The organism is Gordonia sp. UBA7599 (assembly GCA_002477755.1).
Lineage (GTDB): Bacteria > Actinomycetota > Actinomycetes > Mycobacteriales > Mycobacteriaceae > Gordonia.
Genome location: DLKD01000131.1, coordinates 1 through 26,395, shown reverse-complemented (window position 1 = coordinate 26,395; position 26,395 = coordinate 1). Strand labels below are relative to the sequence as shown.

The following is a 26,395-nucleotide window of genomic DNA, read 5'->3' as shown; positions in this document are numbered from 1 at the left end:
GCACAGAAGGAGACTGCCGTGTCCCAGCTGAAGATCACCCAGATCAAGAGCACCATCGGCACCAAGAGCAATCAGCGTGACAGCCTGCGCACCCTTGGCCTCAAGGGCATCCGCAAGTCCGTCACCCGCGAGGACAACCCGCAGACGCGGGGCCTGATCAACGTGGTCCGGCACCTCGTGATCGTCGAAGAGGTTTAGAGATGACCATCAAACTCCACCACCTTCGCCCCGCTCCGGGCGCGAAGACCGAGAAGACCCGCGTGGGTCGCGGTGAGGGCTCGAAGGGCAAGACCGCGGGCCGCGGCACCAAGGGCACCAAGGCCCGCAAGAACGTGCCGGCCGGTTTCGAGGGCGGCCAGATGCCGATCCACATGCGGCTGCCGAAGCTCAAGGGCTTCACCAACCGCAACCGGGTCGAGTACCAGGTCGTCAACGTCGGCGATCTCGCGCAGCTGTTCCCCAAGGGCGGCACCGTCGGCGTCGAGGACCTCGTCGCCAAGGGTGCAGTCCGCAAGAACGAGCTGGTCAAGGTTCTCGGCGACGGTGAACTGTCGGTGAAGCTCGACATCACCGCCAACAAGTTCTCGGCGTCGGCCAAGGACAAGATCACCGCCGCCGGCGGCAGCACCACCGAACTCTGAGCAGTCCCGACGGCCGGGTCGCCGGTGCCACGCGCAGCGCGTCGCACCGAAGGCCCGGCCACAGGGACAACTGTTAGAGTTTGCAGCGTTGCCGCGGACGGCGCCTTGTCGTCTGCGCGCCCCCGATCGTCACTGAACCGAAGTGGTCGCCACTAGGAGGAATTAGTGCTCTCCCCCCTCGTCGCCGTGTTCCGCACGCCGGATCTGAGGAAGAAGATTTTCTTCGTCCTCGGCATCTTGGTGCTGTACCGGTTCGGCGCGACCCTTCCGTCGCCGGGCGTGGACTTCAAGGTCGTCCAGGAGTGTCTCGACCCCGCCAACCAGGATTCGACGCAGCAGCAGATCTACTCGCTGATCAACATGTTCTCCGGCGGTGCGCTCCTGCAGCTGTCGGTGTTCGCGATCGGCATCATGCCCTACATCACCGCGAGCATCATCGTGCAGTTGCTGACGGTGGTCATCCCTCGCTTCGAGGAACTCCGCAAGGAGGGCCAGGCCGGCCAGGCCAAGATGACGCAGTACACGCGCTACCTCACGGTCGCGCTTGCGCTGCTGCAGGCCACCGGCATCGTGGCGCTCGCTGCCAACGGCAACCTCCTGCAGGGCCAGGCGAACTGCGATGCGCAGAACATCATCCGCGACCAGTCGATCCTGGGCCTGTCGATCATCGTCATCGTCATGGTCGCCGGTGCGATGGTGGTCATGTGGTTCGGTGAGCTGATCACCGAGCGCGGCATCGGCAACGGCATGTCGCTGCTCATCTCGGCCGGCATCGTGGCCCGCATCCCCGCCGAGGGTCGGATGATCCTCAACGACCGCGGCGCGGTTGCGTTCTCGCTGGTGCTCGTCGCGGGCATCATCATCGTCGGCGGTGTCGTCTTCATCGAGAGCGGCCAGCGCCGCATCCCGGTCCAGTACGCCAAGCGGATGGTCGGGCGCAAGATGTACGGCGGCTCGTCGACGTACCTGCCGCTGAAGGTCAACCAGGCCGGCGTCATCCCGGTCATCTTCGCCTCGTCGCTGCTCTACCTGCCGATGCTGATCAGCAATCTGACCCGCGGCGACGGTGCGCCGAAGGGGTGGCAGACGTTTATCGACCAGCACCTGGTGAACCCCAGCGACCCGGTCTACATCGTGACCTACTTCGCGATGATCATCTTCTTCACGTACTTCTACGTCGCGGTCACGTTCAACCCGCAGGAGCGCGCGGACGACATGAAGAAGTACGGCGGCTTCATCCCGGGTATCCGTCCCGGCCAGCCGACCGCCGACTATCTCGGCTACGTCCTGTCCCGGATCACGCTTCCCGGCTCGATCTACCTCGGTTTGATCGCGATTCTGCCTAACCTGTTCATGCAGGTCGGCAATTCCGGCGGTCTGCAGAACCTGCCCTTCGGCGGCACCGCGCTGCTGATCATGGTCGTGGTCGCGCTCGATACCGTGAAGCAGGTCAACAGCCAGCTGATGCAGCGCAAGTACGAAGGGTTCCTCAATTGAAACTCGTCATTCTCGGCCCTCCCGGCGCAGGCAAGGGCACGCAGGCCGAACTGCTCTCCGAAGCACTGGGCATTCCGCACATCTCGACCGGCGACCTGTTCCGCGCGAACATCTCGCAGGGCACCGCGATCGGAGTCGAGGCCAAGCGCTACCTCGACGCGGGCGATCTGGTCCCCTCGGAGGTGACCGTCGACATGGTCCGCTCGCGCATCGCCGAGCCCGACGCGGCGCGCGGCTTCATCCTCGACGGCTTCCCGCGCTCCATCGAGCAGGCCGAGGCCCTCGAGGAGATGGGCGTGCAGCTGGACGCAGTGCTCTCGTTCACCGTTGACGCCGACGTCGTCGTGGAGCGCATGCTCGCCCGCGGCCGTGCCGACGACAACGAGGACGTCATCCGCAACCGGCTGTCGGTCTACGCGACCGAGACGGCCCCGCTGCTGGAGCACTACGGCTCCGAGGTCACCTCGATCGACGCCGTCGGCGAAGTCCACGAAGTGCACCGCCGCGTTCTCGCCTCGCTCGGCGTCGACGCCGACGCGCCCGGCGAGTAGCCGCTACCTCCATGGTCCGGTTCGGTCGTCGGGGTGTCGTCCCGTTCCGTTCGGCGGGTGAACTCGACGCGATGGCCGCAGCCGGTGCCGTGGTGGGCGCCGCACTGGTCGCCGTGCGTGAGGCCACCAAGCCGGGAGTTTCCACCCTGGAGTTGGACGGCGTCGCCGAAGCGGTGATCCGCGACGCGGGAGCAGTGCCCTCGTTCAAGGGCTACCACGGATTCCCGGGGTCGATCTGCAGCTCGGTCAACGACGTCGTCGTGCACGGCATCCCCAGCGCCGAGGTGGTCATCGCCGACGGCGACCTCGTGTCGATCGACTGCGGTGCGATCCTTGACGGCTGGCACGGCGACTCTGCCTGGACCTTCGGTGTCGGCGAGATCTCCGAGGCAGACGCAGATCTCAGCGAAGCGACCCGGTTGTCGTTGGAGGCCGGCATCGCCGCAATGGTCGACGGAGCGCGGTTGACCGACATCTCCCACGCCATCGAGCTAGGCACCCTCGCCGCACGCGAGAAGTTCGGTCGGCACTTCGGCATCGTCGCGGGATATGGCGGTCACGGCATCGGCCGCGAAATGCACCTCGATCCGTTCCTCGCCAATGAGGGCCCCGCGGGCCGCGGGCCGCGCCTGGTCGTCGGCTCGACGCTCGCGATCGAGCCGATGCTCACGCTGGGTACCGAGGAGACCAGTGTGCTCGACGACGACTGGACGGTCGTCACCGACGACGGCAGCCGTGCCGCGCACTGGGAGCACACCGTCGCCGTCACCGCTGACGGTCCGCGGATCCTTACTCTGCGGCCGTAGCGACCCGGTTGATGATCACTGCTCGAGCAGGATCGTGACCGGCCCGTCGTTGACCAACCCCACGTGCATGTGCGCACCGAACCGTCCCGTCGCGACGGTCGCGCCCGCGCTGCGCAACGCCGTGGCCACCGCGTCGACGAGCGGTTCGGCGACAGCGGCGGGCGCTGCGGCGTTCCACGACGGACGACGGCCCTTGTCGGTGTTCGCGTACAGGGTGAACTGGCTGACCAGCAGGATCGGTGCATCGACATCAGCTGCGCCTGCCTGCCCGCCGTCAGGACCGTCGAGGATGCGCAACCGCCAGATCTTGTCGGCGAGGGCGACGGCTTGTGCCTCGGTGTCTTCGTGGGTGACGCCGACGAGCACCACGAGGCCCTGACGGCCGTCGTCGAGATCGAGTTCGCCGACCACCTCGTCGTCGACGACGACGCGCGCCGAGGAGACCCGCTGGACTACGGCCCGCACGGCGGCCCGCCGAGCACGTCGTCGAGCCAGTCGAGGGACTGTCGGTTCAGCAGCGATCGGTTCAGCATCTCGCAGTGCATACCCGCGCCCTGGGCCGCACTGAAATTCATGGTCGTCACGCGGTCGCCGAGATTGTCGGCGAATTGTCCGACGCCCTTGCTGAGGATGTCGTTCTCGGCCGCGGTCACCAGGGTGGGGCAGGCGATGTTCTTGCCGACATCGGCGAGCGTGTAGCGCAGCGTCGTGACCAGGAAGTCGCGCAGGTTGTCGACGCCGTTGACCCAGAACCCGCGCTTGACGATGGACCACTGGAGGCGCGGGACGCCGTTGATCACCGACATCATCGCGTCGAGCGCGGACTGGTCCATCGTCGCTGGATCGGCGGCCTGCTGTGCGGACACACCCATCGCCGTGGCCATCATGACCATCGTCGCTCCGACGTCCCACTGGCCCGGGTCGGCGATGAGGGCGGCCAGCCGGTGCTCGCCGGAGGCGCCGCGGGGAGCGAGGTACCCGCCGAGACTCCAGCCGCTCAGTACGAGCCGATCGGCATCGACGATGTCTTGGGTCAGCGCCCAATCGACGACCTGCGTAATGACGTGCTCCCAGTCCGGGCGCATGGGCATGCCGCGGTGGTACAGCATCTCGCCCTGCCCGGGACCGTCGAAGAGCAGGCAGTGGTAGCCGCGTGCACCGGCGGCGACGGCTGAGGCGAAGAACAAGTCGGTGATCGTGGCGTCGTAGCCGTTGGTGAAGATGATCGTGGGTCGCTTCTGCCCTGCGGCCCCGGGCGCGGGGATCAGGTATCCGGGGAGCGTGGTGTCGTCGTAAGGGATCCGCGCCGGAGTGCATGGCTCATCGCCGAGTGCCAGGCCCTTGTCGAGCTGGGCGACCTGCTTGTCGAAGGCGTCGAGCAGACGGGGATCGACGGGGGAGCCGTACAGCGGGTGATACGAGGCCGCGTAGTACGAGGACGCCCGCAGGTACGCCTGCCGGGCCGACGCGAGATGTCCGGCGGCCTGTGCCGCGTCGGCCTCGGCGGCCAGACGCCCGGCCATACCCGTGAAGGCCGCGTAGTACTCGTCGACGCCACCATCCCCGACTGTCGCAGCAATCGCCTGCAGTTCGCCGAAGTCGGCCCCACCGTAAGGCGTATAAGCCAGCGGCCACTGGCCGAAATCGTCGAGGAAATCATTCTTGAACAACACGGTCATCGGGACTCCTGCTCCTGCGGTTTCGCGCGTCAGCGCCGGATTTCGACCAGGGCGATCCAGGCGAAGACCACGCCGGCGATGATCGAGACGATCGACCCGGCGGCAACCCAATTCAGTCCGCTCGCGTTGTCGGCCAACAGGATTGCGCCGCCGACGGTGAACAGCGCCGGCGCGGCCAGGTTCATCGCGACTTTGGCCGACAGCTGTTGGTGGCTGGGTGGCGGCGGGAGCGACGGGTCGGGCGAAGCGGTTCGCGACGAGTAGATCTGGCGCGCGGCCAACAGGGCCAGGAACAAGCAGATGACGCCGCCGACCAGAATCTCCGCACCCAGCACGACCACAGACTGGTCGGGTATCAGCGGGAGGCAGGCAGCGGTGACCGCCAGCGTCAGTGACCCGATCGCTGATCCAGCGCGCGACGCGACAGCGGGGGCGGCGAGAATGGCATCGACGTTCACCGACATGGCGACGATGAGCAGGCCCGCCAATGCCGCGCTCGCCCCGGCGACGGCGACGTTGAAGTCTTTCCAGGGTTCCAGTGCCGGGTTCATGGGTCAGGTCAGCGCGAACTTGACGGTGACCCGGTAAGTCAGTGTCTGCTGGCCGGGCTCAAGCGGTACGGGCGCCGCAGCGGCGGAGTCCGGCGCTCCGCGGAAGGTAGTGGCCTGCGGCGCATCGACCGTGTTCGTCTCGGTGATGACGAAGGCCTTGCCCAGCTTGTCGCCGGCCAGGCGCGCGTACTGGTCGGCGCGTGCCTTCGCGTCGGCGAAGGCGGCCTCGCGTGCGTTGCGCATGAGTGCCGAATCGTCGTCGATAAAGAAGCCGACCCCGCTCAGACGGGTGTTGTTACCGCCCGCGGTGACCAGGTCGCCGAGCACTTTGGACGCCTTGGACAGGTCACGCATCTTGACCGAGATGGTGTTGGTCGCCTCATATCCGCTGATCGTCGCTGTTCCGCCCTCGGTACCCGGCGTCGAATACCGCGGTGACACGTTCACCTGCTGGGTCGTGATGTCTTTGCGGTCGACGCCTGCGGCGACGGCGGCATCGGTGATCTTGGCGATCTTGTCCGACGCCTCGTTGATGGCGGCCGAGACGTCGGGGGCCTGAGCCTCGACGCCGATGGAGGCGCTCAGGGTGTCGGGGACGCCGGTCACCTTCCCGTTGCCGACGACGGTGACCGACCGGGTCTGGTCCACCGCCGTCGACGCCGAGCAACCGGCGAGGACCGTCGTTGCGGTGACGGCCACAGCGAGTGCGGCGAGTCCGGTCGTGATGCGACGGGGTGAAGCCATGGGCATACCTATCTATCGGCGAGGGCGTCGGTGATAGCTGCGACGACCATGCCGACGATCGACACGATGATCGCTGCCCAGATGGCCGACCACCAGAAGCTGTCCACGATGAGCCCCCAATGGGTCACCTGCTTGGTGAACCAGGAGACCAGCCACAGCATGAGCGCATTGATCACGACGTGGAACAGGCCCAGGGTGAGGATGTAGAAGGGGATCGACAAAACCTGCACCACCGGTTTGATGAATGCGTTGATCACGCCGAAGACGACGGCCACGACAGCGACGATGCCGACCTTCTGCCAAGTCGACGTGGCGTCCCCCCATTCGAAATGCATGCTGTCGGGGACCAGGAGCGTGGCCAGCCACAGTGTCAGGCCCGTGGTCGCGGTGCGCCAGAGGAAAGGGATCACACCATCGATCCTGCCAGATCAGGTCCCGGACAAGCCGTGAATCGGACGTCGCTCGGCCCTCGCACGCCGGATTGCAACCCGAATTGTGACGTTTGATTCCTTCGCCCGGGACACGCAGAAGGTGGACACATGTGAAAACATGTCAGCGTGTCGTCGTTCAATCCGTTTGGACCGGGTAACGATCCGGGGCAGTCGCCGCCGGGCCCGATGCCCGGTGGGCAAGCCGTGCCGAATGGTGGTCCCGGCTATCCCGGACACGGTCGGCACGAGGTGCCGCAGCCGGCCAATCCGTATGCGTCCGCCAGCCCGTACCCGTCCGCGTACCCACCCGCGAACCCGTATGCGCAGGCCGGTTTCGAGCCGAACGACCCGCTGGCCCGACCGACGACCGCGACGATCCCGGCCGCCAGCGGTCCGGCGATCACGATGGCTTCCCCGCCGAACGGCCTGCTGCTGGCGGCGACGGTGTGCGCCGTCATCGGTGGTGTCATCGGCGCGTTGGGCTGGGGTCAGTGGTGGTCGCTGCTGGGCTGGGTGCTGGCCGGACCGATCGCGATCTGGTTGGTCGCCCGTTTCGTCGCCGTCGACACCGAGAGGAAGACCGCCACGGTGTACTCGCGCCCCGGTTCGACAGGGCTGTGGTGGGTGGTCGCACTCGTGGCCGTCGTTGTGGGGATCGCCGTGACGGCGCTCGCCGTCGGATTCTGGGTCGGGCAGCTGTAATGGCGCGGGGGAGCGGTATGACGGGGGGACGGATGAGACGCCTGCTGGCCGTCGGTGCGCTGACTACGGTGCTGGCACCCCTGGGGCTGCTCGTCGGGGCCTCCGCGCAGGCCGCGCCGACCGATGCCGACGCGGCGGTGCAGCGCTTCGCGGCGTGCGTCGCCGGGCAGCGCAGCGGCCAGGTCCTCTTCCTCATGGATGAGTCGCTGAGTCTGCGCAAGACCGATCCGAAGGCCGCACGCGTGGCCGCGGCCAAGGAATTGGCGCGTCAATTGCGCTTGGCGGGGGAGCGCGACGGCTCCAAGCTCGACGTGTCGGTGGCGGCCTTCTCTGACAGCTATCGCGTCATCACCGATTGGACGGTGCTCGACGAGCGGTCGCTGGGCACGATCTCCGACGGCCTGGCAACCTTGGCGAACAGCAACTCCGGGCGTGACACCGACTACGCGACCGCCCTGGCCAATGCCGCGACATCGCTTGCGGGCAAGCGCAAGCCCGACGGTGCGCCGGGATGCCAGATGTTGGTGTGGTTCTCCGACGGCGCGCTGGACTTCGACTACCAGAACCGCGGGCAGGTCGACAAGGAATACGCCCCAGGCCAGCAACTCAACAGCCCCGCCGACCGCGACGCGATGAAGAAGGCGGCGCAGGAGAGCGTCTGCCGTCCTGGCGGTGTCGCCGACCAGCTGCGGTCATCAGGCGTGATCACCGTGGCGATCGGCCTCGACGGCGAGTCCGGCAAGACCGACTTCGCACTGATGCAGGCGATCGCCACCGGCAGCGCGCCCGGTGGCGTGAAGTGCGGCTCGGTGACTGAGCCCGTGCCGGGCGCGTTCTACCGGGTCACCGACATCGACAGCCTGGTACGGGCGTTCGCCCGCATCGGCGGCGGTTCGGGGGTCGAGGCGACCCATGCCGCCTGCCCGAACAACAAGGTCTGTGAGGCCGGGAAGCACCGGTTTGTGCTCGACCGGTCGGTGTCGAGTGTGAGCATCATCGCCGACGCGACGGTCGCTGGCCTGACACCGGTGCTCGTCGCGCCCGACGGCAGCGAACACCGGCTCGAAGCGGGCAAGGCAGGCAAGCTCGATGTGGGCGGCGCCTCGGTCGACTTCGCGTCACCGAGTGAGAAGTCGGTATCGATCGAGATGACCAGCACCGACGTCGCAAAATGGCGCGGCGTGTGGGCACTCGTGTTCGTCTCACCGCAACCGAAGGTCGACGCGGACACGCAGTCCAACATCCGCATCTACGGCGATCTGTCGCCGACGTGGCCGGCACACGGCACCGAGAAGCTGCGCAGCGGCAACAAGGCCGCCGCCTTCGAGTTCCAGGTCGTCAACAAGAAGAACGAGACCGTTGACGTCTCGGGCCTGCCGGGAACGGTGTCCTTCGACGCCGAGCTGGTCACCCGGGCCGGTAAGACGATCCCGATCGTCTCCGACGCCGGCAAGGCATCGGTGACCAAGAAGTGGACCGCCAACCTCGCCGGGGTCGCGCCCGGCGCCGCGACGCTGCGGATGAAGTTGTCGGTGACCACGGCCTCGGCGCGCGACGCGAAGGGCACACGGGTGCCCGGAACCCCGCTGGTGCCCAAGGGCGTCGACTTGCCGGTGACGATCTACGCTCCCACGGGCTATCCCGAAGTAGTCGCGCGGGTCGACTTCGGCACCGTCACCGGTGCCGGGGAGGCGACCGCGCAACTGGCGATGACCGGACCGGGCTGCGTCTGGGTCACCCCCGAGGGCGCGACCAAGGTGACCGCGGCCCCGTCGGGCGCCGACGGTCTGGCAGTGACGTCGGCAGCGTCGAGCCGCGAGTCCTGCGCCAAGGCCGCCGACGGCAAGCAGGGTTCGATGCCGCTGACGCTGCGGGTGCCCAACCAGGCTCGCGGCGACGTCAACGGCACGGTCACCGTGATGCTGGCCAAGGCCGACGGCAGTGCGCCCAAGCCGATGGAGGTGCAGTTCAGCGCGTCCCTGGCCAAGAAGCAGGACGCGTCGAACACGTTGTTGGGCGTCCTGGCGGCGTTGCTGCTCGGACCACTGATCCCGTTGGGCCTGGCCTATCTCGCGAAGTGGTGGACCGCCCGGATCCCCGCGCGCACCCTGCGCTCCGAGGTCATCCCGGTAACCCTTAGTGGCACCTCGGTGCTGCGTGACAATGCTCCCTTCGCCTTCCGCGACACCGATCTGGTCGCGATGGTCTCGGGCACGGCCAGTCCGTCGCGTCACCTCGATCTGCCCGGCGGCGGAGTGCGGCTGGATACCAGGGTCGGTAAGTCGCCGTTCGGGACGGGATTCGTCGTCGCGAGCGCGCCCGGCATGGTGGGCGCGGCCGGGAAGTCCGGTGACAGCTTCGGGACGCCGCCACAAGCGCGGCTGCCATTGAATGTCCACAATCGGTGGTTCGTCCTGCACAACCCGAGCGGCGGTCCCGACCAGGCGTCGGTTGTGGTCCTCGTCGGCGATGATGCCGGGGCGGCGACCCTGCAACGCTTCAGCGAGGAGATCACCGAATCGCTGCCCACACTGATCGCGACCCTGCGTCAGCAGGCCGGTGCGCCAACGGTGGCGGCGGGACCCGCCGATCCGTTCGCTCAAGGCGGCGGCTTCGCCGCCGGTGCCGATCCCTTCGCCGCACCCCCGCCCGCTTCCGCGCCGGGATCCTTCGGCGCACCGCCACTGGGGCAGGGGCCGCCACCGGGAGGGCCCGTCGGTCCGCCGCCCGGAGGACCCGCCGGTCCGCCGTCCGGACCCGGTGGTGGAACTCCTCCGGACTACAACCCGTTCCAACACTGAAACCGTGGCCCGCACCGAGTATGTCGAGTCAGCCACATCGAACCATCCGTGAAGAGGATTGAGCACACATGAAGCGTTTTCTGGTCGTCGGCTGCGGTGGGTCCGGTGGGGCCGCCCTGGCGTACATGATGGATCAGCTTGAGTCTGACCTCCGGTCGCACGGCATCAACAAGCTTCCGGCGGGGTGGCAGTTCGTCCACCTCGATGTCCCCACCTCGCCGTCGCCGGTCCCCGGCGTCGGGACTGTGCCCGATCACGGCGGTGCGTACGTCGGTACCGGACCCGAGAGCGACGGTTACAAGGTCCTCGACAACGCGATGTCGCAGCGTCTGGCCGCCAACAACGCCCTCGACACGATCGCCACGTGGGCCCCGCGTGAACCGGAGCAGGTGTACACGCCGCTGTCGACCGGCGCCGGACAGTACCGCGCGCTCGGCCGGATGATCACCCTAAGCCGGGTCGACACCGTCCGTAAGTCGTTGCAGCGGGCGTGGGACACGCTGTTCGCCACCTCGACCGACAGTGAGATGCGGTCGCTGAAGATCCCCGGCGCCGGGGCGTACAGCTCCAACGACCAGCCGATCGTGCTCGTCGTTTCGTCGATGGCCGGCGGTGCCGGTGCGTCGATGGCGCTGGACATCTGCCGCATGCTCACCCTCGTGCAGGGGGTGGATCCGCGCCTTATGGGCATGTTCCTGGTCACACCGGACATCTTCGAATCGCTGGACGACTCGGCAGTCACCGGCACCCGCGCCAACGCGCTGGCCATGCTCGGGGAGATCGTCGCCAGCCAGACCGGCTCGGCGCGCGTGACCGACGTCGAGCTGCTGCGCGCGCTGGGCCACGAGAACGGCGAGGGCGAGCGTATCCCGTTCGCCCGTGTCTTCCCGGTGGGCCGCTACGTCGGCGCGCAGCGGACGATCTTCGGCGACGGGACGCCCAACGCGGTGTACCGCGGCCTGGGTCGCGGCTTGGCGGGGATGGTTCTCTCGGGCACAGCCACGCAGCAGTTCATCGAGTGGGACCTGACCAACCAGACCGGCGACCAGGGGTCGTTGGAGTTCCTCGGTTGGGGCAACAAGCAGTGGAACAACATCCCATGGGGCACCTTCGGGTACGCCAGCCTGTCGATGGGCCGGGACCGGTACGCGGAGTACTCCGCCCAGCGCCTGGCGCGAAGCAGCGTGGACAAACTACTGCACGGGCATCTCCAGCCGGGCAATGACGCTTCCGACGAGGAGCAGGTCAACGCGATCCTGGACAACCAGTGGGCCAACATCTGCGCGTCGTTGGGGTTGCCCGCAGTGGCCGACGGGAATGCGATCGCGCCGTGGCTCACCCACACCGTGCTGCCCGGCGACCAGGTGGCCGCGCAGGCGCGCGGCGTCGTCAATTCGTGTGTGCGTCCGATGATCGACCAGACGCCCGGAGTCAACGGCGAGCAGTGGGCCGCGCGGGTCGGCCAGGTGCTCGCCGCGCAGCGGCACAGCCTCGCCGAGGGCGCCAATGCCGCCGCTTATCACCACGCGTTCGGGTGGCACCAGCACTTCGTCGCGTACTTGGAGCAGGCCACCACGCGTGCGCTGGCCACGCAGGGCCTGCCGTATGCGACGGGCTTGGTCAAGCGGGTCGCCCGACTGCTCGACGACGTGCTGATGCCGGCGTGTGCCGACCTGTCGAAGTACGGTCCCGCCGACATCGCCGACCTGCCCGGCGAGACGAAGGCGACGCTGGCGTCACTCTCGGGCACCATCACCAACCCGGGGCCGATCGCCGACGAGGTGTTCGCCGGTTCGGCGCGCACCGTCGAGCGGCAGATCTATGCGGCACTGGCCCACCATGTCGCCAATTCGTGCGGCGCGATGGTCACCGAGGTCTTCGACCCGTTGATCGACGCCCTCAACGAGGCGCAGACGATGCTGCGGCAGGCCGCCGGGGCCAATCGGCAGCAGGTCGGTCTGGCACAGCTGCAAACCGACGAGTACGCGGCCTGGCCGGCTGACGCCGACGAACTCGTCGCCGATCGGTTCTCCGAGGCCGACAACGAGGTGATGCTCACCCGGTCGGCGGACTTCAAGCAGCGCTACGAGATCGACCTGCCAGCGGCGGTCGGGGCGACCAGCAGCGATCCCCGCCTGTTGGGCGAGGGGATCTCGCGGGCCGCCGGGCATGTGGTCACCGGCTACTGGACCACCCTGGACGGCAGCAAGTCGCCGGCCGAGGTGCAGCCGGTCGTCGAACGCACGACGACCTGGATCTCGCGGGCCTTCCCGCGCCATCCCGAGACCGGTGACGGCCTCATCGCGCAGCGCGCCACCTACGACGTCCACCTGCGCCCGGCCGAGTTGCTGAGCCGGGCACGGCGCTTCGTCGCCCGCACGGGGGAATCGTTCGACCGGTTCTGCTCGGTGTCGCTGCGTGAGTACGTCGAGGGCTACGACGCACCCGAGTCCGAGCGTCTCGCGCGCCGTACCGACCTGGAGTTGCGCTTCATCGAGGCGGTCAACCTGGCTCGTCCGCTGGCGAGTGTCAACGAGAACGCCATGCAGGCCATCCACGGCGTCGCGGAGATGGTCTACCGCTACAAGTTCTCGGCCATCCCGTTCAAGGGGCTGCCCGTCGCCGACGACCTGCGGACCAGCCTGGGTGCGACGGCCCGTGTGGACAAGAAGAGTGCCGACGCCGTCGTCAACGCCCTGACCGACGAGGCGAAGATCAAGCGCATCGACATCTTCGGGTCCTACCCGAACTATTCGCCGCTGGCCTACGAAGCGGTGATCGAACCGGCCGCGCGGCAGTGGCTCGCATCGTCGCCGGGACAACGCAAGGCCTTCTGGACGATGCGACGGGCCCGGCCGTTGGAGGCGAGCCTGCCGATGCACCAGAACGAGCGTCGCGCCATGGTCGCCGGCTGGGTCCTGGGGCAGGCGATCGGGTTCATCCAGGTGCCCCCGCCGCCGTTTGCCGACGCGGTGCACGTCTGGGATACGCAGGACCGCCGCTGGGTGGCGTTCCCCAACCCCTTGCTCACGCCGCAGTCGGAGTTCCTCGCCGACTACGACTGGCTGCCGGCGGTATTGGAGTCGGTGCTGCTTGCGATCGCCCAGAGCCACAAGCCGCCGGCAATGTCGTCAATGGCGCCCTACCGCGCGTTGCGCCACATCTACGACTCCGGTGCCGAGAACCCGTCGTCGGGCTTGGACCAGGGCCACTTGGCGGCGACGATCAACATCGCGAACTGGTTGCGCACCGGTGAGACCGGGACGGGTGTGGCGTCGGCCATTCCTGACACCGGGCCGGGCGCGACCATCCGAGACCGTGCCGAGAGGCTGCGGGCATACTTCGGCTACCAGCACGACTTCGTGTCGACGAACTACATGGAGCCCGGCGAGGGCGCCACCCCCGGTCATGCCGGTGCCGAGGGAACCGGTGTCTTCGCACGCATTACGGTGCGCCAGCAGGCGTCGAAGACGCCGCTCTACCGAGACGTGGCTCCAGACGTGTTCTGGGCGACCGACGAGTTGATCGGGCTGATCGATAGCGCGGTCGCGTTGGCCGAGCAGGGCATTGCGGCTCCGGCCCCGGCCCCGAACTTCCAATCCGGCGACACCTTCGTCGTGCCGTCGATGGACCCTGCGGCGGCATTCGGTGCCCCGAACCCGCCGGCCGCCCCGAACCCGCCGGCCGACCCGGCGCCGCCTGCTGCGCCGTCATACGGCGGGGGTCCCGAGAGCGGGTCCGATCCGTTCGGCGCGCCTCGCGATCCCCACCAACCCGGCGGGTTCTGATGTCCGCGCTGACCGTCCTCGTGGCGCCCACCGGCCCGGCGGACAGCGTCATGTCGGCGTTGACCGACCTGTCCGCCGCCGGACTCGTCGACGATTTCCTCTGGGTCGCCGATCCGTCGGGACACACGCCGCTGACGACGGTGGCGTTGGTCTCGCGGGGTCGTGTTCACGACGTGGGCCTGACTGAGCTCGTGGCCGGTCGGCGCACGTCGCTACTGCGGGTGTGCTCGGTGGTCCCCGCACTGCCCGGTGCCCGCCGGCTGTCGGTGGCCGACGAGACGTCGCTGGCCGACCGGTTGATCAGCGCGACCGGCGCCGGTGCGGTCACGCGTATCCGGGCACTCGTCGCGCGCCCCCCGGCGGTCGCCGGTTCCACCAGCGAATTGGCGGTACCCGGGTGGCACAACGTCGTGCTGTCGCCCGAGGACGCGCGCGGCCCCGGCTTCGGCCGGGTGCCGTTGACGGCCGCCGACCCGGCCCACGACATCGGCCGCCACGCCGCGCCGGTGATCGCCGGCCTGGTCGGGCTGTGGAGCGGGGTCGACCACGCCCCGCTGGACACGCTCCCCGTCGTTCCGGGGGAGTCGGTCCGCCTGGGTCGCTCCTTCTACCGCAAGCTGCGCACCGACGAGGTCGAAGAAGCGCTCAGCACCGCACTGTTGACCAACGACGGCGTGCTGCCGCTGCCCAGCGACCAGCGGTCCCAAATCGTCTACGTTCCCGACGTCGCGACGGCCACCTCGACGATGGCCGATGCGTTCTGGCGCAAGTACGCTGCTGTCCTGCGCGGGCCCCGGATGGCCTACGACGCGGTACCGCCGGCCCAGATCGGTGCGATGGCCGTGTTGAAGATGTTCTTCGCGTTCGTCTGGGCGTCGATCCGCAATGCCCCGGCTGCGTGGTACCGCAGCGTCGTCGACAGCGTGTCGAGCAAGATCGCCGTCGGCGTCGAGCAGGCCGCCTTCCAGGGGCAGCCCGCCGCCTACCAGGTTGTGGTCAACGGCCGTACCAGTTCCGGCCGGCCGGCCGGATGGGCCGAGATCGGTGCCGCCTCGAGCGCTCTGTCGGGGGCGCTGTTCGACCCGTCGGGGCAGTTGGCCGACGCCGATTCGGACCTGTCGCCGGTGTGGCAGGACTACGCGCGCGCCGCGCTGACCCTGGCCGACGCAGGGACGCGCAGCCGCGACCTTCCGCCCATCCAGGTCGGTTCGGCACGCGCGATCGTCAAGCACGCCGACGAAGTCGTGCCCGGTCCGTCGGCCGCGTTCCGCTCCATACCGGGCCCGGTGTCGGCCGCGGTCGAGGTGGACAGCGTCGACGCCACCGACGTGCTCGGCATCAACGACCTGTCCAATCGTCTCAACGAGCTGGAGTCCAGTTCTGACCACGGCGTCGGCGCACGGTCCACGCTGACCGAGCTCAACACATGGCGCCGCAACTCCGGGCGCAGCTTCGGGGTGGCCGCCGGCCAGCGCCTTGGCGACGCCTTCTACGGCGCCTACAACGAGGTTCTGCAGCTGCTCCACCAGGTCAACACCGCTGTCGCGCCGCCGCCCGAACCCGATCAGCGCAACAAGTCCCTGGGCCGCGCGGTTCAAGCCACGGTCCTGTCGATGCTGCTGGTCACAGCGCTGTTCATCTACCTCACGGTCCGCCACGACCTGGCCTGGTGGATCTCGTTGATCGTCATCGTTTCGCTACTGGTGATCAGCGTCGGGGCCTGCCTGTGGGGGTTCATCCAGTCGCAGCGGACGATCTTCGCGCTGCTGCACCAGCGCCGCGCCGCGATCGACCGGCTCGAGGTGGACCGGCAAAACCTGCGCGCCGCGTTGCGCGATGTCCGTCGGCTCTCTCAGGCGTACGGCCAATTCCTCTCTTGGAACCGGGCCCTCGGCGCCTATCTCGAGGCGCCGCTGGGCAAGCCGAGCGCGGGGTCGGCGGCCACGCTGCCGATGATGTGGGGGATGCCGATGTCGACCGGGCTGGGCTCGGCCCGGCCCAGCCACCCCGACGTCGACGAGTCGGTGAGCTACCTGCGACTGGACCTGTTCCGGCCCGGTTGGCTCACGCCGTCGTGGGACCACTTGATCCTGTCCTCCATCCCGCCGCGGCTGGGTTCGCGCGAAGCGGGTGCCGAGGCGTCGCCGGTCTGGCTCGATCACGGCAAGGACACCGGTACCGCACTGGATCGGTGGTCCACCGACCTGTTCCGCGGCGTGATCGGCTCCACGGGTGCCGACATCGTGTGGGGCCGTGCCCTGCAGTCCCTCGACGGTCCGCTGGGCGATCTGGTTCCGCGGCTGGTCAGCACCGTCGCCGTCGCCGGCGGTCCGACGTTGCCGCGTGAGGAGTTCCTCGCGGGGATCGACCGCGACGCGGCGCCCGGTGGATCGTTCGACCATGCCCTGCTCACCGACATCGCCGTCACGCACGGGGGTGCGGGAGTTCGCGTCGACGTGCGTCACCGCGTGCGCGCCGGGTTGGGGATGGTTTGCGTCGCCACCCAATTGTCGGAGGCGATCACGCTGGACTACCTGCGCACCGAGGGGGCGCCCGTCGCGCCGGTCACATCGTCGTGGGAGCCGCCGCGCTCCCCGGTCACACCCCCGACGCCGATCGACCCCGCCAGCCAGACACTCGCGCCGGATCCGTTCCGGCCACCGGAGATGGGGCGCTGACACATGGTCTCCGTGCAGGACTACTCGACTGCCCTGAACCAGTGGGCCGCGGCCACGGCCGCCGAGGGCAAGGCGGTGCCACCGGACCGCGAGCTCGATGCGATCGCGCGCCGACCCCAAACGTGGCGCGAGGACATCTCGGCATCGCCGGAAGCGCGGTACTGGGGTCCGGTGATCGACCATCTGCTGAACCAGGTGGGCCTGGGCGTGCTGCCGGTCATCGCCGTCGCGCACGTCCCCGGTTCGCTCACGCCGGTCGGGCCCCCGCCAGAACCGCCGGTGGTCGCCCAGCCTCCGCACGCGGTCGCGCAGGCAGCGCCGTCACCGGTCGTGCCCCCCGCGCCGGTACCGCCACCGGTGCCCACCGATCCGGTCGAGGACCTGACCACCGCGTTGATCGCGTGGCGGGGCGCCAAGATCGCCGAGGGTGCTCCGGGGGCAGAGACGATCAAGGACCTCACCCTGCGCAACCTGGCCAAGCGCGCGCCGGTCTCCGCTGAGCAGTTGCGCAAGAAGCTCCCCGGTGCCGGTGCCCTCGTCGACGAGTTGGCCGCGTTGTTCGCGCGGTTCACCGGCGGTCAGTCGGCGCCGACGGCACCGGTCGGCCCTCCGGCGCCGACCGGTCCGCTGCCTCAGCCGACCTACGCCCCGCCGCATATCGATCCGGCTCCCGCGGTAGCGCGCGCCGCTGCCGTCGACCCCGATCTGCTGCCGTTGACCCACGCCGACTTCCCCGAGTTCGGTTACGCCAAGACCGAGGTCGTGCCCGGGCAGATCAATATTGCCACCACAGCCGACGGCGTCCGGTTGAGCTGGGATCCGGTTCCGGGTGTCCCGATAGTCATCTACCGGGTCGTGTCAGGTGATGGTGAGCAGCCCTACAAGCCCGAAGTCGGCGAACAGGTGGCGGTCACCGTCGGTACATCCACCGAGGACACCCGTTTCCTGACGACCGCGGTGCGTCACTACCAGGTGTGGGCGCACGCCGGCACCGACGAGGCGCAGGCCCGCGCGGCCCAGCCGGTCAAGTGGGCGGCGGGCGAAGAGATCAGCCCGGTCGAGGACATGCGACTCACCGAGGACGAGGGCCGGGTCGTGGGCGAATGGTCGGTGTTCACCGGTACCCGCGCGGTCCGGGTGTTCCGCATCCCGCTCGACGAGGGCGGGCCGATCACGACCGATCCGCGCTACCAGATCAGCATCACCGATCTCAATCTGACCGGGTTCGTCGACGCCGATGTGCCTCGCGGCCGCCGCTATCTCTACCGCGCGCAGGCCGAGGTGCCGGTCGGGAACCAGTTGCGGCTCTCGCGCCCGGCGCAGCAGGAGATCCTGGTCTCGGCCAAGCTCACGTCGATCGCCGATCTCGCCGTGGCCATCAGTGACAACAACTCGCAGTTCGACCTGACCTGGACGACTCCGGAGAGCGGGCAGGAGGTGCGCGTCTACCGCTTCCAGCAGCAGCCGCCTGCCGGGCTGGAGCGCGCCGACATCGAGATCGACGCACTCTCGCCGCAGGGCTTCAACGAAGCCACCCGTGTGCGTCATCCGGTGAAGGCGGGAGCTGATCCGACGCATTCGCAGATGCTCGGCGTGCCGTGGCCCAGCGGCTGGGACCGTGCTTATCTGACGCCGGTCACCGTGGCCTCGGGGAAGGCGCGGATCGGGAAGACCCAGGTGCTGGCGCGGCCGTTGCCGTCGGTCGTCGATCCGCGCATTGTGGAGCGCTTCCACTGCGAGATGATCACCTTCGGCTGGCCGCGCGGTGCGGCCGCAGTGCGCGCCTACATCGGTCAGCCCGGTGTGCCGGCCGAGCAGCTGTGCCACGGCCGGCCGTTCGGCGAGGTCAGTGCCGAGCAGTACGAGCGCGACGGAGCACTGATCCTGGCGCGGCCGCTGACCCTCAAGGGCTGCCAGGTGGTGCTGGTCGCCGTGTCGTATTCGGGCGGCCGCGAGATCGTCGGTGAGCCGGTGGGCCTGCAGTATCCCGGGCTGGCCCGCCTCGCGTACAAGCTCGAGCCGCTGGAAGCGGCACCCGGGCAGCATGTGGTCCGCCTGCTGTTGCACAGCGAGTCGGCGGTGATGGACTTGCCGCCGCTGGTCCTGGTTCACCGCCCCGACCGTCTGCCGCTGGATGCGGCCGATGGCCGCACCATGCGCTTCTACACGGACAGCGGTCAGCTGGTGCCGCACTGCCAGATCACCGGGGAACTGCTCCCTGGAGAGCATCAGACCGAGTGGGTGGCCGATCTGACCGGTGTCAGCGGGTACGTGCGGTTGTTCGTCCATGACGGCGGTCGACGCGGCGGACGGCCGATTGCGGTCCTCGACCCGCCGATGGCCAACCTGCGGCTCGTGCCACCGCCGCCGCAGGTACCGCAGGTGCAGTGGTGACACGATGGCGGACCTGACCAAACGACCGTCGGCACCGCGTCGCCCGCCGCCCGCGCCGGGCGCAGCGCCCGTCACAACGACCGTGCCCACCGCATGGCCGGGTCGGTACTCCCAACTCACCTACACCTCGTTCGACGCCGGCGCGTCGACCCCGCGGGGCTCGTTGCACACCGCGACGGGCCAGCGCAGCCACGGCGGCGGGTGGCAGGTCAAGCAAGTGGTCGGGGACCTGGATCCCGCTGAGATCGAGCACCTCACCGCGCGCATCGTCACCCGATTCGACCTCGAGCCCACCCTGCCGGCCTTCCCGACGCCCGACCAGATCGAGCACCGCCCCGCACGCCTGAGCTACGTCGCATTAGGCGACGGTCGGGCCGCCTATTGGCACACCGTCGACGCCGGGCGCGATGGCACTGGCCGGCCGGGCAATGTGTTCGCCCACGTGATCGCCGTCGAGGAGCAGAACGGGGCCGTCGGCGGATTTGCGCCGATCGAACTGTGGCACTGGCCGGGGTGGCTCATCCCGTACGGCCAGGAGGCCGTCACCGCGGCGACGCTTCCCGACGGTCCGCCGGCGCTGGTGGCAAACCCGGCATTGTCAGTGGAGTCCTCGGTGGCCTTCCTGCTCGACCCGGCCGGTGACCGCACCGTCGTCGCGCGAGTGCTGCTCGATGCCGTCGCCGCGCGGCTGACCAATCCGACGAACGGACCGGTCGTCCTAGCCGTCGATGATCATGACCGCGCCGCCTCGTGGATAGCGGCCGTCAGCCACTTCCTCACCCCGGCGGGTGCGCGGGACTTCTCGTGGAGCACCCACGATTCCGCTGATGCGGTTGCGGCCGGGGTAGCCGCCGACTTGCATCTGGTGGTCGTGCCGCGGGCCGGTGCGACCGGGCTGATCGGGCACACCGGCGTCGGCGCCGTCATCGACGAGACTGAGGAGCCCTACCTCGGCGACCCGGGATCGGTGCACCGCCTGCCTGCTGCGGCCGCCGGTACGGTGGCCGTCACCGCGCTGTCGGTCCTGGCTGAGGCTGTACTTGCCGACGAGGAGATCGCTCTTCGGGTGCTGTCCCGGCGTGATGCGGTGGCCGCGGCATTCGAGGCGGTGGATGGCTCCGTACTCGTTCCCGAATGGCCTATCGCCGTCGCGGTCCTCGACGACCCCGAACTCGCCGAGTTCCACCGGGATGCGGCCGCGGTGGTCGTGGACGAGGCGCCGGAGGATCTCGCCGCAGTACCCTGGGCGGCCGCGCTCGTCGAGGGGACCCTGCGCACCCATCCACCGACCCCCGACGAAGCCGTGGCGCGCCTGGGTGGTGCCGCCCGGCGCGGTCGCGGCACCGGCCTGTTGGCGCAGTACGTCCTGGCCGCTGCACTGCGCGACCCGGGTTGGTTGGACCGCTGCGATCTCGCCGCGGTACCCGCGGTGGTCACCGCCCGCGTCGGTGCGCTGCCCGATGACGTCCTCGCGCATCTGAGCACACCGGATTCCGGCGCCCCGGACCGGACCGGCGCCACCCGCGCCGTTCTGCGGTGCGCGGAACTCATCGAGCGCCTCGCCGCTGACGACGCCGATCTCGATACGGTGCGGACCACGCTGACCGGCGCGTTGACCCGGGTCGGCCTTGACTCGGTCGGGGAGCCCGGCTGGGCCGATGCGCTCGATGCCGGACAGATCTCCGAGGCGGTGCTCGCGCGCTATGTCCGGCCCGAATTCGTCCGACGGTCGCCCGAGGAACTGGACGGGCTGCGCGCCGATGTGTCCCTGTGGCTCTACGGCACGGTGGCCGACGGCGTCCGCTTCGCCCGGCCGGAGCCGGGGACCGACGTCGACGACTATCTGTTCGCCTTCGCAGCCCAGGCGGTCTTGCGCGACCCGGAATTGGGGATCCCCGCCGACGCCCGTGCGCACTATGCGGGCGAGGCGATCCGCGGTGCGCTGCGCTGCGACCGTCTCGACGATGCGCAATGTCGGGCACTGGTCGACCAAGTCGTGGCGCTGGCGCGGCCGAGCGCGGCGGACCTGCTCGAATTCTCCGCGGCCACCGATCGCGTGCCCCCGAAGATCCTCGACTCGCTGGTCTTCTACGGCGACGTGGAGGACGCGGCATTGACCGCCATCCTGGATGCGCCCGACGCCGCCACGCCGGAACTGGTGGCGGCGGCCTGGTTGCGCCGGGCCTGGCGGCACGGCGGCACCGCCGACCGGCAGCAGTGGTGCGACAGCGTCCAGACCCTCGCCGGGTCGGCGTCGAGCGTGCCGCAACCCGGGTCGACGGTCACCTGGGTCACCCAGGCGGCCGATGACCTCGTCGTCATGACTGCGGCGGGATTCGTCCTCGCTCAGAGCGATGGTGTGTCGTGGGCCGATCCGACTTCAGGCTTCTGCGCCTCGCTGAACGGCAGGATGGCAGGCGGACCGAACGTGAAGGGTTTGTACGCCCAGGTCGTTGACGAGTTGGCGCGCGCCGAAGCGGCCTGGATGCTCGACACCGCGTGGGTCGTCGGTCATGCCTTCACCGTCGCGAGGAGGTTGTCCGGAGCCGGTGCGGGGCCGCTCGAAGGGTTGGGGTCACCCTCGGTGCGGGAACCCGGGCGGTTGGTGCCTTGGTCGCAGTGGCTGATCGAGCAACGGATCGCCGCCGGCGACTATCGTGGACCGGCAGACGTAGACGGCTTGCGCGACGCGGCCTGGCGGGTGGTGTGCGGACTGGATGCCGACACCGCTGAGCAATTCTTCACCGGCTTACGGGAAGCGGCTGGTAGCTGGCTTGTGCAGGTCGGTATAAGACGACCCGCCGGGCCGGTGTCGTTCGGCCACGGGGGACTGGGAGGACTGGGGTAGATGGCAACGTACGTATTGGACGGAAAGTCGGCGGCGACGCTGGCCCGTCGTCCCCTTGCGGCGCGGATCGCGGTGTCGGGCACCCCCAACGCCAACGGTGTGCGCTTGGTCGCGCGGACTGCCGACGGCGGCCCGTCGGGCGCGGTGGTGGAGACGGCGCCGACGATGCTGATCATCCCGCACGTGACCGAGGAGATCGTGATCGGCGCGGTGCCACAGGGCAGCGACCTGTTCGCGCCCGGCACGATTGTGCACGTGTCTATCGGACCGGATTCGGCGGCGGACTACGAGGCCGACGTCGCCCAGCTGACGCCGCGCGATGTGTCCGGACTGGGCTTCATCAAGTTGGCGAGCATTGCCCCGGGAGTGGCCGACACGGTGACGGTCACGACGTGGCTGACACGCCCGGACTCCAAGCTTCCCCCGCTCGCCGAGGCGGCGCGTGTGGCGGCGCGCGGCGCGCTCAACGTCGACCAGGTCGCGGAGAACCGCGCCCGCCCGGTTCGTCTTTTCGTCGACGCATCGGCGTCGATGGCGCCGCTCTTCGCCTCCGGGATGGTGGCTGCGGCCGGTGACATCGTCGCCGGACTGGCCGAGGTCGTGTCCGGTGGATCGGAGGTGACCCTGGGCCTGCTGGGGCCGGCCGCCGCGCCCGCCGTCGCAGTCGCCACCAACGGTGTCGGTGCCGCGCTGGGCACCGCACCCGCGCAGGGATACGGCCTGAGCGGCGGTCCCGCGCTGCCGCCGGCCGCCGGTACGCTCACCGTCCTGGTCACCGATGCGGCGCCAGCCGATGAGCCGTTCGACGACCAGGTGCTCCTGGTGTTGTCGGGTGCACTGTCGGGCACGGGCGGCCGTCGGGGAGCGGTGCTGATGCCGACGGACGATCCCGTGCAGGTGCTGACCGCACGCCCCGATGTGGTCGCGCGCGTCGTAGCCGACCTGCTGGCGCCCTTCGCATTGCACGGGGGTGTGCGTTGACCAAGTGCCCGAGGTGTTTTTCGTCGCTCACGACCGACGACGCCGTCGCCTGGGTAGATCGTGACCCCGCCGAGGTCACCGTCGACCCGGTCGCGTCGGCCTATGCCGGGCGCGAGGTCCGGATGGGCCGGGTGAAGGTCGCCCGCCGCAACGAGTGGTCGGGCTCGTGGCCGCCGGTGCCCGACCGGGCCTGCGATCCGGCGTGCCCGGTCTGCCACTTCGTTTTGCCGCAGCACTGGTACTACGGCAGTGCCACGTGCATCACGATGGCGGGTGCGCGCGCCACCGGCAAGACGGTGTACATAGCGGTGCTCATCAAGCAGTTGCAGCGTTTCGCGGCTCGTCTCAACCGCGAGGTCTTCCCGGCCAACGACGAGACCGTCCGCCGCTTCCGCGACGAGTACGAGACGCCGCTGTTCACCGAGCGCGGGATCCTGCAGCCGACGCCTCGTGCCTCCCTGCATGGCAGTTACCAGCACGATCCGCTCATCTTCAATCTCGGCGAATGGGCGGGTCGGCGGCGTTACCTGGTCATCCGCGACGTCGCGGGGGAGGACCTCGAGGCCGCTGACGTCGGCGGGGTGGCGTGGGAGTTCTTCTCCCGCGCCGACGCCGTGCTGTTCATGTTCGACCCGCTCTGCGTCGGCGAGGTTGCCAACCAGCTGCGCGACCTGGTGCCTCCGCCATCGAGCCTGGGCGGCGACCCGAGGCAGGTCCTGCACACGATGACGAACCTGATCGGCAACGGCTCGCCCAAGCTGGCCGTCATCCTGTCGAAGTTCGACGCATTGCAGGCGCTAAGCGCGGTGGAGGCCAGTGCGTGGGGGCAGGTGATGGGGCAGCTCGGGGCCGCCTACAACCGCGATCCCAGCCTGCTCGCCCGTGGCTACGACGAGAACGACGGCCAGGGGTTGCACGAAGAGGTCCGCAGCTTGCTCACCAAGCTCGACGCCGGTCCGGCATTGACGACGATGGTGAACCCGGTGACCGGCCACCAATACGAGCACCGGTTCTTCGCGGTGTCGGCGCTCGGCGCGTCGCCGGAGGGGGAGAAGCTGTCCGACCGCGGCATCTCGCCGTTCCGGGTCACCGACCCGGTGCGATGGGTGCTGGCCGCTGACAATGTGATGATGGACGGCGCCTGATGACCGATCCCCGATTCCGCGGTACAGATCCGTTCGCGCCCGGTGCGTACCCGCCCGTGCCGGCGGGGCTGCCGACCCACCCGTCGGCCCCGGGGTATCCGCCGGTTGCATCGGCCCGTCCGTTGACCGCGACGCGCACGTCGGCACCGCCGGTCACCGTGTGGCTGGTATCGGCCTGCTTGGCCGTGGCCGTCGGCCTGTGCGTCGTGCAGGCCGTGATGGGCGTGCGCGCCGCATCGGAGTCGGGGGTCGACGACGCCCAGCGCGAATACTTGGGCCGCGAGGTCGCCGACCTGTCGACGACGGCCATCGTGTTCACCGTGTTGCTCGCCGCGGTGTTCGCACTGGCCTATGCGGGCTTCGGCTACGCGGTGTGGCGTGGTGAGGCGTGGCCTGCCCCGCTGGGAACCGTGCTGGCCGCGTTGTCGCTGTTCGGCCTGATGGGCGGGCCGGTGGTCATCGCGCTGGTGTTCGCGGGCGTGCTCGCCGTCGTGTTCCTGTGGTTGCCGCCGTCGCGCACCTACGCCCGTGGGCGGCCGGCCGTGCCGGTGGCTCCGACCGCTTACGACCCGTGGGGAGGCCGCTGACGATGGCGACGCGCAGAGGACTGCAGAAAGTAAGCATTGGCGTCGGCTGGACCATCGAGCCGGGTAGTACCCAACTCGACCTCGATATCGCTGCCTTCGCCCTCGGGCCCGACGGCGTGGTGGCGTCTGATCAGGACTTCGTCTTCTTCAACAACCTGACCGCGTGCGACGGCGCGATCCGGCTCACCTCCGATGCCGCGGTCTTCCGCGGGTGGAACGAGGAGATGACGGTGGACACCGCGGCGCTGCCGCCGCGGGTCGACCGCGTGGTCGTCGCGGTGAGCTCCTACGGCGGCGAAGCGCTGTTCGGCCGGTTCCCGGCCGGATGCGTCGAACTGTGGGATTCCGATGCCGGGCAACTCGCGCGATGCGACCTCTCGGCGCAGTTCCCCGGCGAGAGCGCGCTCGTATACGCCGACCTGCGGCGGGACGGATCACGGTGGGTCCTGATGGCCCGTGGCGAGCCGTTCGAGGGCCTCGGGCCCATCGCCCGTTCCATGGGCGTCAAAGTCTGATCGTCCGAATTGGATCGACTGCGCCACGTCGCGTAGGATGGATCGTCGGTGCGCGTACCGCGCGCCGACTACTACCACCAGGCCCTACGGGCCGGGAGCGCGGAGGACATGGCAAAGAAAGACGGTGCCATCGAGGTCGAGGGTCGCGTGGTCGAGCCCCTGCCCAATGCGATGTTCCGCATTGAGCTGGAGAACGGACACAAGGTTCTCGCCCACATCAGCGGGAAGATGCGGCAGCACTACATCCGCATCCTGCCCGAGGATCGCGTGGTCGTCGAGCTTTCGCCCTATGACCTCGGCCGTGGACGAATCGTCTACCGGTACAAGTAAGACTTCCCGGCACCTGCCGGGGGAACTCACCACGAGCAGTGCGGGGTACCGCACTGCCCGTGACAAGAAACAGGAGAAGCTGACGTGAAGGTCCAGCCGAGCGTCAAGCCGATCTGTGAGAAGTGCAAGGTGATCCGCCGCAATGGTCGGGTCATGGTGATCTGCGAAAACCTGCGCCACAAGCAGCGCCAGGGCTGAGCAGCGCCCTTCCACCGGTCGCTTGGCCGAACAGTGACAACTGAATACACACAACCGAATATCTGACGAACTTCCAGCACCAGCGGACACAGACGCGTATCCGCCGACCCCCGGATCAGAGGCCGGGGCCCGACAGTGATCGGGACGGACTGGGAGCAGACCTCTGAGAACGAAAAGGAATCGAACACATGGCACGTGTTGCCGGTGTGGATCTCCCCCGCGAAAAGCGGCTGGAGATCGCACTTACCTACATCTACGGGGTGGGTCGTACCACTTCGAAGGAAATCCTCGCCGCCACCGGCTTGTCGCCGGACCTGCGCGCGAAGGATCTGACCGACGCCGATGTCGCCAAGCTGCGCGAATACATCGAGGCGTCGGTGAAGGTCGAAGGTGACCTGCGCCGCGAGGTGCAGGCCGACATCCGTCGCAAGATCGAGATCGGCTGCTACCAGGGTCTGCGGCACCGTCGCGGCCTCCCGGTCCACGGTCAGCGCACCAAGACCAACGCCCGCACTCGCAAGGGCCCGA

The 26,395-nt window shown here is 68.9% G+C and carries 23 protein-coding genes; 18 read left to right on the top strand and 5 right to left on the bottom strand.

Going from position 1 to position 26,395, the window contains the following annotated elements; all coding sequences use genetic code 11:
* The first annotated feature begins 18 nt into the window (after positions 1 to 18).
* The 5 genes from rpmD (at position 19) to map (ending at position 3,495) form a co-directional block, all read left to right on the top strand.
* Positions 19 to 198: a 50S ribosomal protein L30 gene (rpmD, locus tag B4L26_RS14595; protein WP_290719863.1), complete on the top strand. Its 180-nt coding sequence runs from the start codon at positions 19 to 21 to the stop codon at positions 196 to 198.
* A 2-nt stretch (positions 199 to 200) separates the two neighbouring features.
* The gene (rplO, locus tag B4L26_RS14590; RefSeq protein WP_290719862.1) at positions 201 to 641 is read left to right on the top strand and encodes a 50S ribosomal protein L15; all 441 of its coding nucleotides are present in this window, start codon (positions 201 to 203) and stop codon (positions 639 to 641) included.
* 165 nt (positions 642 to 806) lie between these two features.
* Positions 807 to 2,138, top strand: coding sequence for a preprotein translocase subunit SecY (gene secY / locus B4L26_RS14585; RefSeq protein ID WP_290719861.1), 1,332 nt, complete (start codon positions 807 to 809; stop codon positions 2,136 to 2,138).
* Positions 2,135 to 2,689: an adenylate kinase gene (locus B4L26_RS14580; protein WP_290719859.1), complete on the top strand. Its 555-nt coding sequence runs from the start codon at positions 2,135 to 2,137 to the stop codon at positions 2,687 to 2,689. The genes secY and B4L26_RS14580 overlap by 4 nt, the downstream gene beginning before the upstream one ends.
* An 11-nt stretch (positions 2,690 to 2,700) precedes the next feature.
* Positions 2,701 to 3,495, top strand: a complete 795-nt coding sequence (gene map, locus B4L26_RS14575; RefSeq protein ID WP_290719858.1) for a type I methionyl aminopeptidase — start codon at positions 2,701 to 2,703, stop codon at positions 3,493 to 3,495.
* Positions 3,496 to 3,510: 15 nt separating this feature from the next.
* Here map and dtd read toward each other — a convergent pair whose 3' ends face one another.
* From dtd to B4L26_RS14550, 5 genes are read right to left on the bottom strand one after another with little or no spacing between them, the layout of a single operon-like run.
* Positions 3,511 to 3,960: a D-aminoacyl-tRNA deacylase gene (gene dtd, locus B4L26_RS14570; protein WP_290719856.1), complete on the bottom strand. Its 450-nt coding sequence runs from the start codon at positions 3,958 to 3,960 to the stop codon at positions 3,511 to 3,513.
* Positions 3,948 to 5,174, bottom strand: a complete 1,227-nt coding sequence (locus tag B4L26_RS14565; protein ID WP_290719854.1) for an alpha/beta hydrolase family protein — start codon at positions 5,172 to 5,174, stop codon at positions 3,948 to 3,950. Before B4L26_RS14565 ends, dtd begins: the two co-directional genes overlap by 13 nt.
* A 29-nt stretch (positions 5,175 to 5,203) precedes the next feature.
* Positions 5,204 to 5,725, bottom strand: a complete 522-nt coding sequence (locus tag B4L26_RS14560; RefSeq protein WP_290719853.1) for a hypothetical protein — start codon at positions 5,723 to 5,725, stop codon at positions 5,204 to 5,206.
* Positions 5,726 to 5,728: 3 nt separating this feature from the next.
* Complete coding sequence (locus B4L26_RS14555; protein ID WP_290719851.1) at positions 5,729 to 6,469, bottom strand: SIMPL domain-containing protein; 741 nt, start codon at positions 6,467 to 6,469, stop codon at positions 5,729 to 5,731.
* Positions 6,470 to 6,477: 8 nt separating this feature from the next.
* Complete coding sequence (locus tag B4L26_RS14550; RefSeq protein ID WP_290719849.1) at positions 6,478 to 6,879, bottom strand: phage holin family protein; 402 nt, start codon at positions 6,877 to 6,879, stop codon at positions 6,478 to 6,480.
* Between the two features lie 147 nt (positions 6,880 to 7,026).
* Between B4L26_RS14550 and B4L26_RS14545 the strand changes: the two genes are divergently transcribed.
* The 13 genes from B4L26_RS14545 to rpsM all read left to right on the top strand — a co-directional run.
* Entirely contained in the window at positions 7,027 to 7,602 is a 576-nt protein-coding gene (locus tag B4L26_RS14545) for a hypothetical protein (RefSeq protein WP_290719848.1), read from the top strand.
* Positions 7,603 to 7,634: 32 nt separating this feature from the next.
* Positions 7,635 to 10,403, top strand: a complete 2,769-nt coding sequence (locus B4L26_RS14540; RefSeq protein WP_290719847.1) for a vWA domain-containing protein — start codon at positions 7,635 to 7,637, stop codon at positions 10,401 to 10,403.
* Between the two features lie 68 nt (positions 10,404 to 10,471).
* Positions 10,472 to 14,191 carry a tubulin-like doman-containing protein gene (locus tag B4L26_RS14535; RefSeq protein WP_290719845.1) on the top strand — a complete coding sequence of 1,240 codons (3,720 nt, stop codon included), beginning with the start codon at positions 10,472 to 10,474 and terminating at the stop codon, positions 14,189 to 14,191.
* The gene (locus B4L26_RS14530; RefSeq protein WP_290719843.1) at positions 14,191 to 16,869 is read left to right on the top strand and encodes a hypothetical protein; all 2,679 of its coding nucleotides are present in this window, start codon (positions 14,191 to 14,193) and stop codon (positions 16,867 to 16,869) included. The genes B4L26_RS14535 and B4L26_RS14530 overlap by 1 nt, the downstream gene beginning before the upstream one ends.
* 3 nt (positions 16,870 to 16,872) lie before the next feature.
* A complete protein-coding gene (locus B4L26_RS14525) occupies positions 16,873 to 19,263 on the top strand; it encodes a hypothetical protein (RefSeq protein ID WP_290719841.1) in 2,391 nt (796 codons plus the stop codon).
* Positions 19,264 to 19,267: 4 nt separating this feature from the next.
* Entirely contained in the window at positions 19,268 to 22,111 is a 2,844-nt protein-coding gene (locus tag B4L26_RS14520) for a hypothetical protein (RefSeq protein ID WP_290719840.1), read from the top strand.
* Complete coding sequence (locus B4L26_RS14515) at positions 22,112 to 23,092, top strand: hypothetical protein (protein ID WP_290719839.1); 981 nt, start codon at positions 22,112 to 22,114, stop codon at positions 23,090 to 23,092.
* Entirely contained in the window at positions 23,089 to 24,237 is a 1,149-nt protein-coding gene (locus tag B4L26_RS14510; protein ID WP_290719837.1) for a TRAFAC clade GTPase domain-containing protein, read from the top strand. Before B4L26_RS14515 ends, B4L26_RS14510 begins: the two co-directional genes overlap by 4 nt.
* Positions 24,237 to 24,824: a hypothetical protein gene (locus B4L26_RS14505; RefSeq protein WP_290719835.1), complete on the top strand. Its 588-nt coding sequence runs from the start codon at positions 24,237 to 24,239 to the stop codon at positions 24,822 to 24,824. The genes B4L26_RS14510 and B4L26_RS14505 overlap by 1 nt, the downstream gene beginning before the upstream one ends.
* 2 nt (positions 24,825 to 24,826) lie before the next feature.
* Positions 24,827 to 25,339, top strand: coding sequence for a TerD family protein (locus B4L26_RS14500; protein ID WP_290719834.1), 513 nt, complete (start codon positions 24,827 to 24,829; stop codon positions 25,337 to 25,339).
* A gap of 108 nt (positions 25,340 to 25,447) precedes the next feature.
* The gene (infA, locus tag B4L26_RS14495; protein WP_005187701.1) at positions 25,448 to 25,669 is read left to right on the top strand and encodes a translation initiation factor IF-1; all 222 of its coding nucleotides are present in this window, start codon (positions 25,448 to 25,450) and stop codon (positions 25,667 to 25,669) included.
* Between the two features lie 84 nt (positions 25,670 to 25,753).
* Positions 25,754 to 25,867 (top strand): 50S ribosomal protein L36, encoded by a 114-nt coding sequence (gene rpmJ / locus B4L26_RS14490; RefSeq protein WP_005207978.1) that lies wholly within the window; start codon positions 25,754 to 25,756, stop codon positions 25,865 to 25,867.
* Between the two features lie 188 nt (positions 25,868 to 26,055).
* Positions 26,056 to 26,395, top strand: a 340-nt coding sequence (rpsM, locus tag B4L26_RS14485; RefSeq protein WP_290719833.1) for a 30S ribosomal protein S13, incomplete at its 3' end; no start/stop codon positions are given.

Excerpts from the sequence above, each read along its gene's own strand:
- B4L26_RS14525 (WP_290719841.1), top strand. The coding sequence starts at position 16,873 with ATGGTCTCCGTGCAGGACTACTCGACTGCCCTGAACCAGTGGGCCGCG.
- B4L26_RS14520 (WP_290719840.1), top strand. The coding sequence starts at position 19,268 with ATGGCGGACCTGACCAAACGACCGTCGGCACCGCGTCGCCCGCCGCCC.
- B4L26_RS14530 (WP_290719843.1), top strand. The coding sequence starts at position 14,191 with ATGTCCGCGCTGACCGTCCTCGTGGCGCCCACCGGCCCGGCGGACAGC.
- map (WP_290719858.1), top strand. The coding sequence starts at position 2,701 with ATGGTCCGGTTCGGTCGTCGGGGTGTCGTCCCGTTCCGTTCGGCGGGT.
- B4L26_RS14555 (WP_290719851.1), bottom strand. The coding sequence starts at position 6,469 with ATGGCTTCACCCCGTCGCATCACGACCGGACTCGCCGCACTCGCTGTG.
- rplO (WP_290719862.1), top strand. The coding sequence starts at position 201 with ATGACCATCAAACTCCACCACCTTCGCCCCGCTCCGGGCGCGAAGACC.
- B4L26_RS14500 (WP_290719834.1), top strand. The coding sequence starts at position 24,827 with ATGGCGACGCGCAGAGGACTGCAGAAAGTAAGCATTGGCGTCGGCTGG.
- B4L26_RS14505 (WP_290719835.1), top strand. The coding sequence starts at position 24,237 with ATGACCGATCCCCGATTCCGCGGTACAGATCCGTTCGCGCCCGGTGCG.
- B4L26_RS14515 (WP_290719839.1), top strand. The coding sequence starts at position 22,112 with ATGGCAACGTACGTATTGGACGGAAAGTCGGCGGCGACGCTGGCCCGT.
- B4L26_RS14565 (WP_290719854.1), bottom strand. The coding sequence starts at position 5,174 with ATGACCGTGTTGTTCAAGAATGATTTCCTCGACGATTTCGGCCAGTGG.
- B4L26_RS14535 (WP_290719845.1), top strand. The coding sequence starts at position 10,472 with ATGAAGCGTTTTCTGGTCGTCGGCTGCGGTGGGTCCGGTGGGGCCGCC.
- B4L26_RS14540 (WP_290719847.1), top strand. The coding sequence starts at position 7,635 with ATGAGACGCCTGCTGGCCGTCGGTGCGCTGACTACGGTGCTGGCACCC.
- B4L26_RS14560 (WP_290719853.1), bottom strand. The coding sequence starts at position 5,725 with ATGAACCCGGCACTGGAACCCTGGAAAGACTTCAACGTCGCCGTCGCC.
- infA (WP_005187701.1), top strand. The coding sequence starts at position 25,448 with ATGGCAAAGAAAGACGGTGCCATCGAGGTCGAGGGTCGCGTGGTCGAG.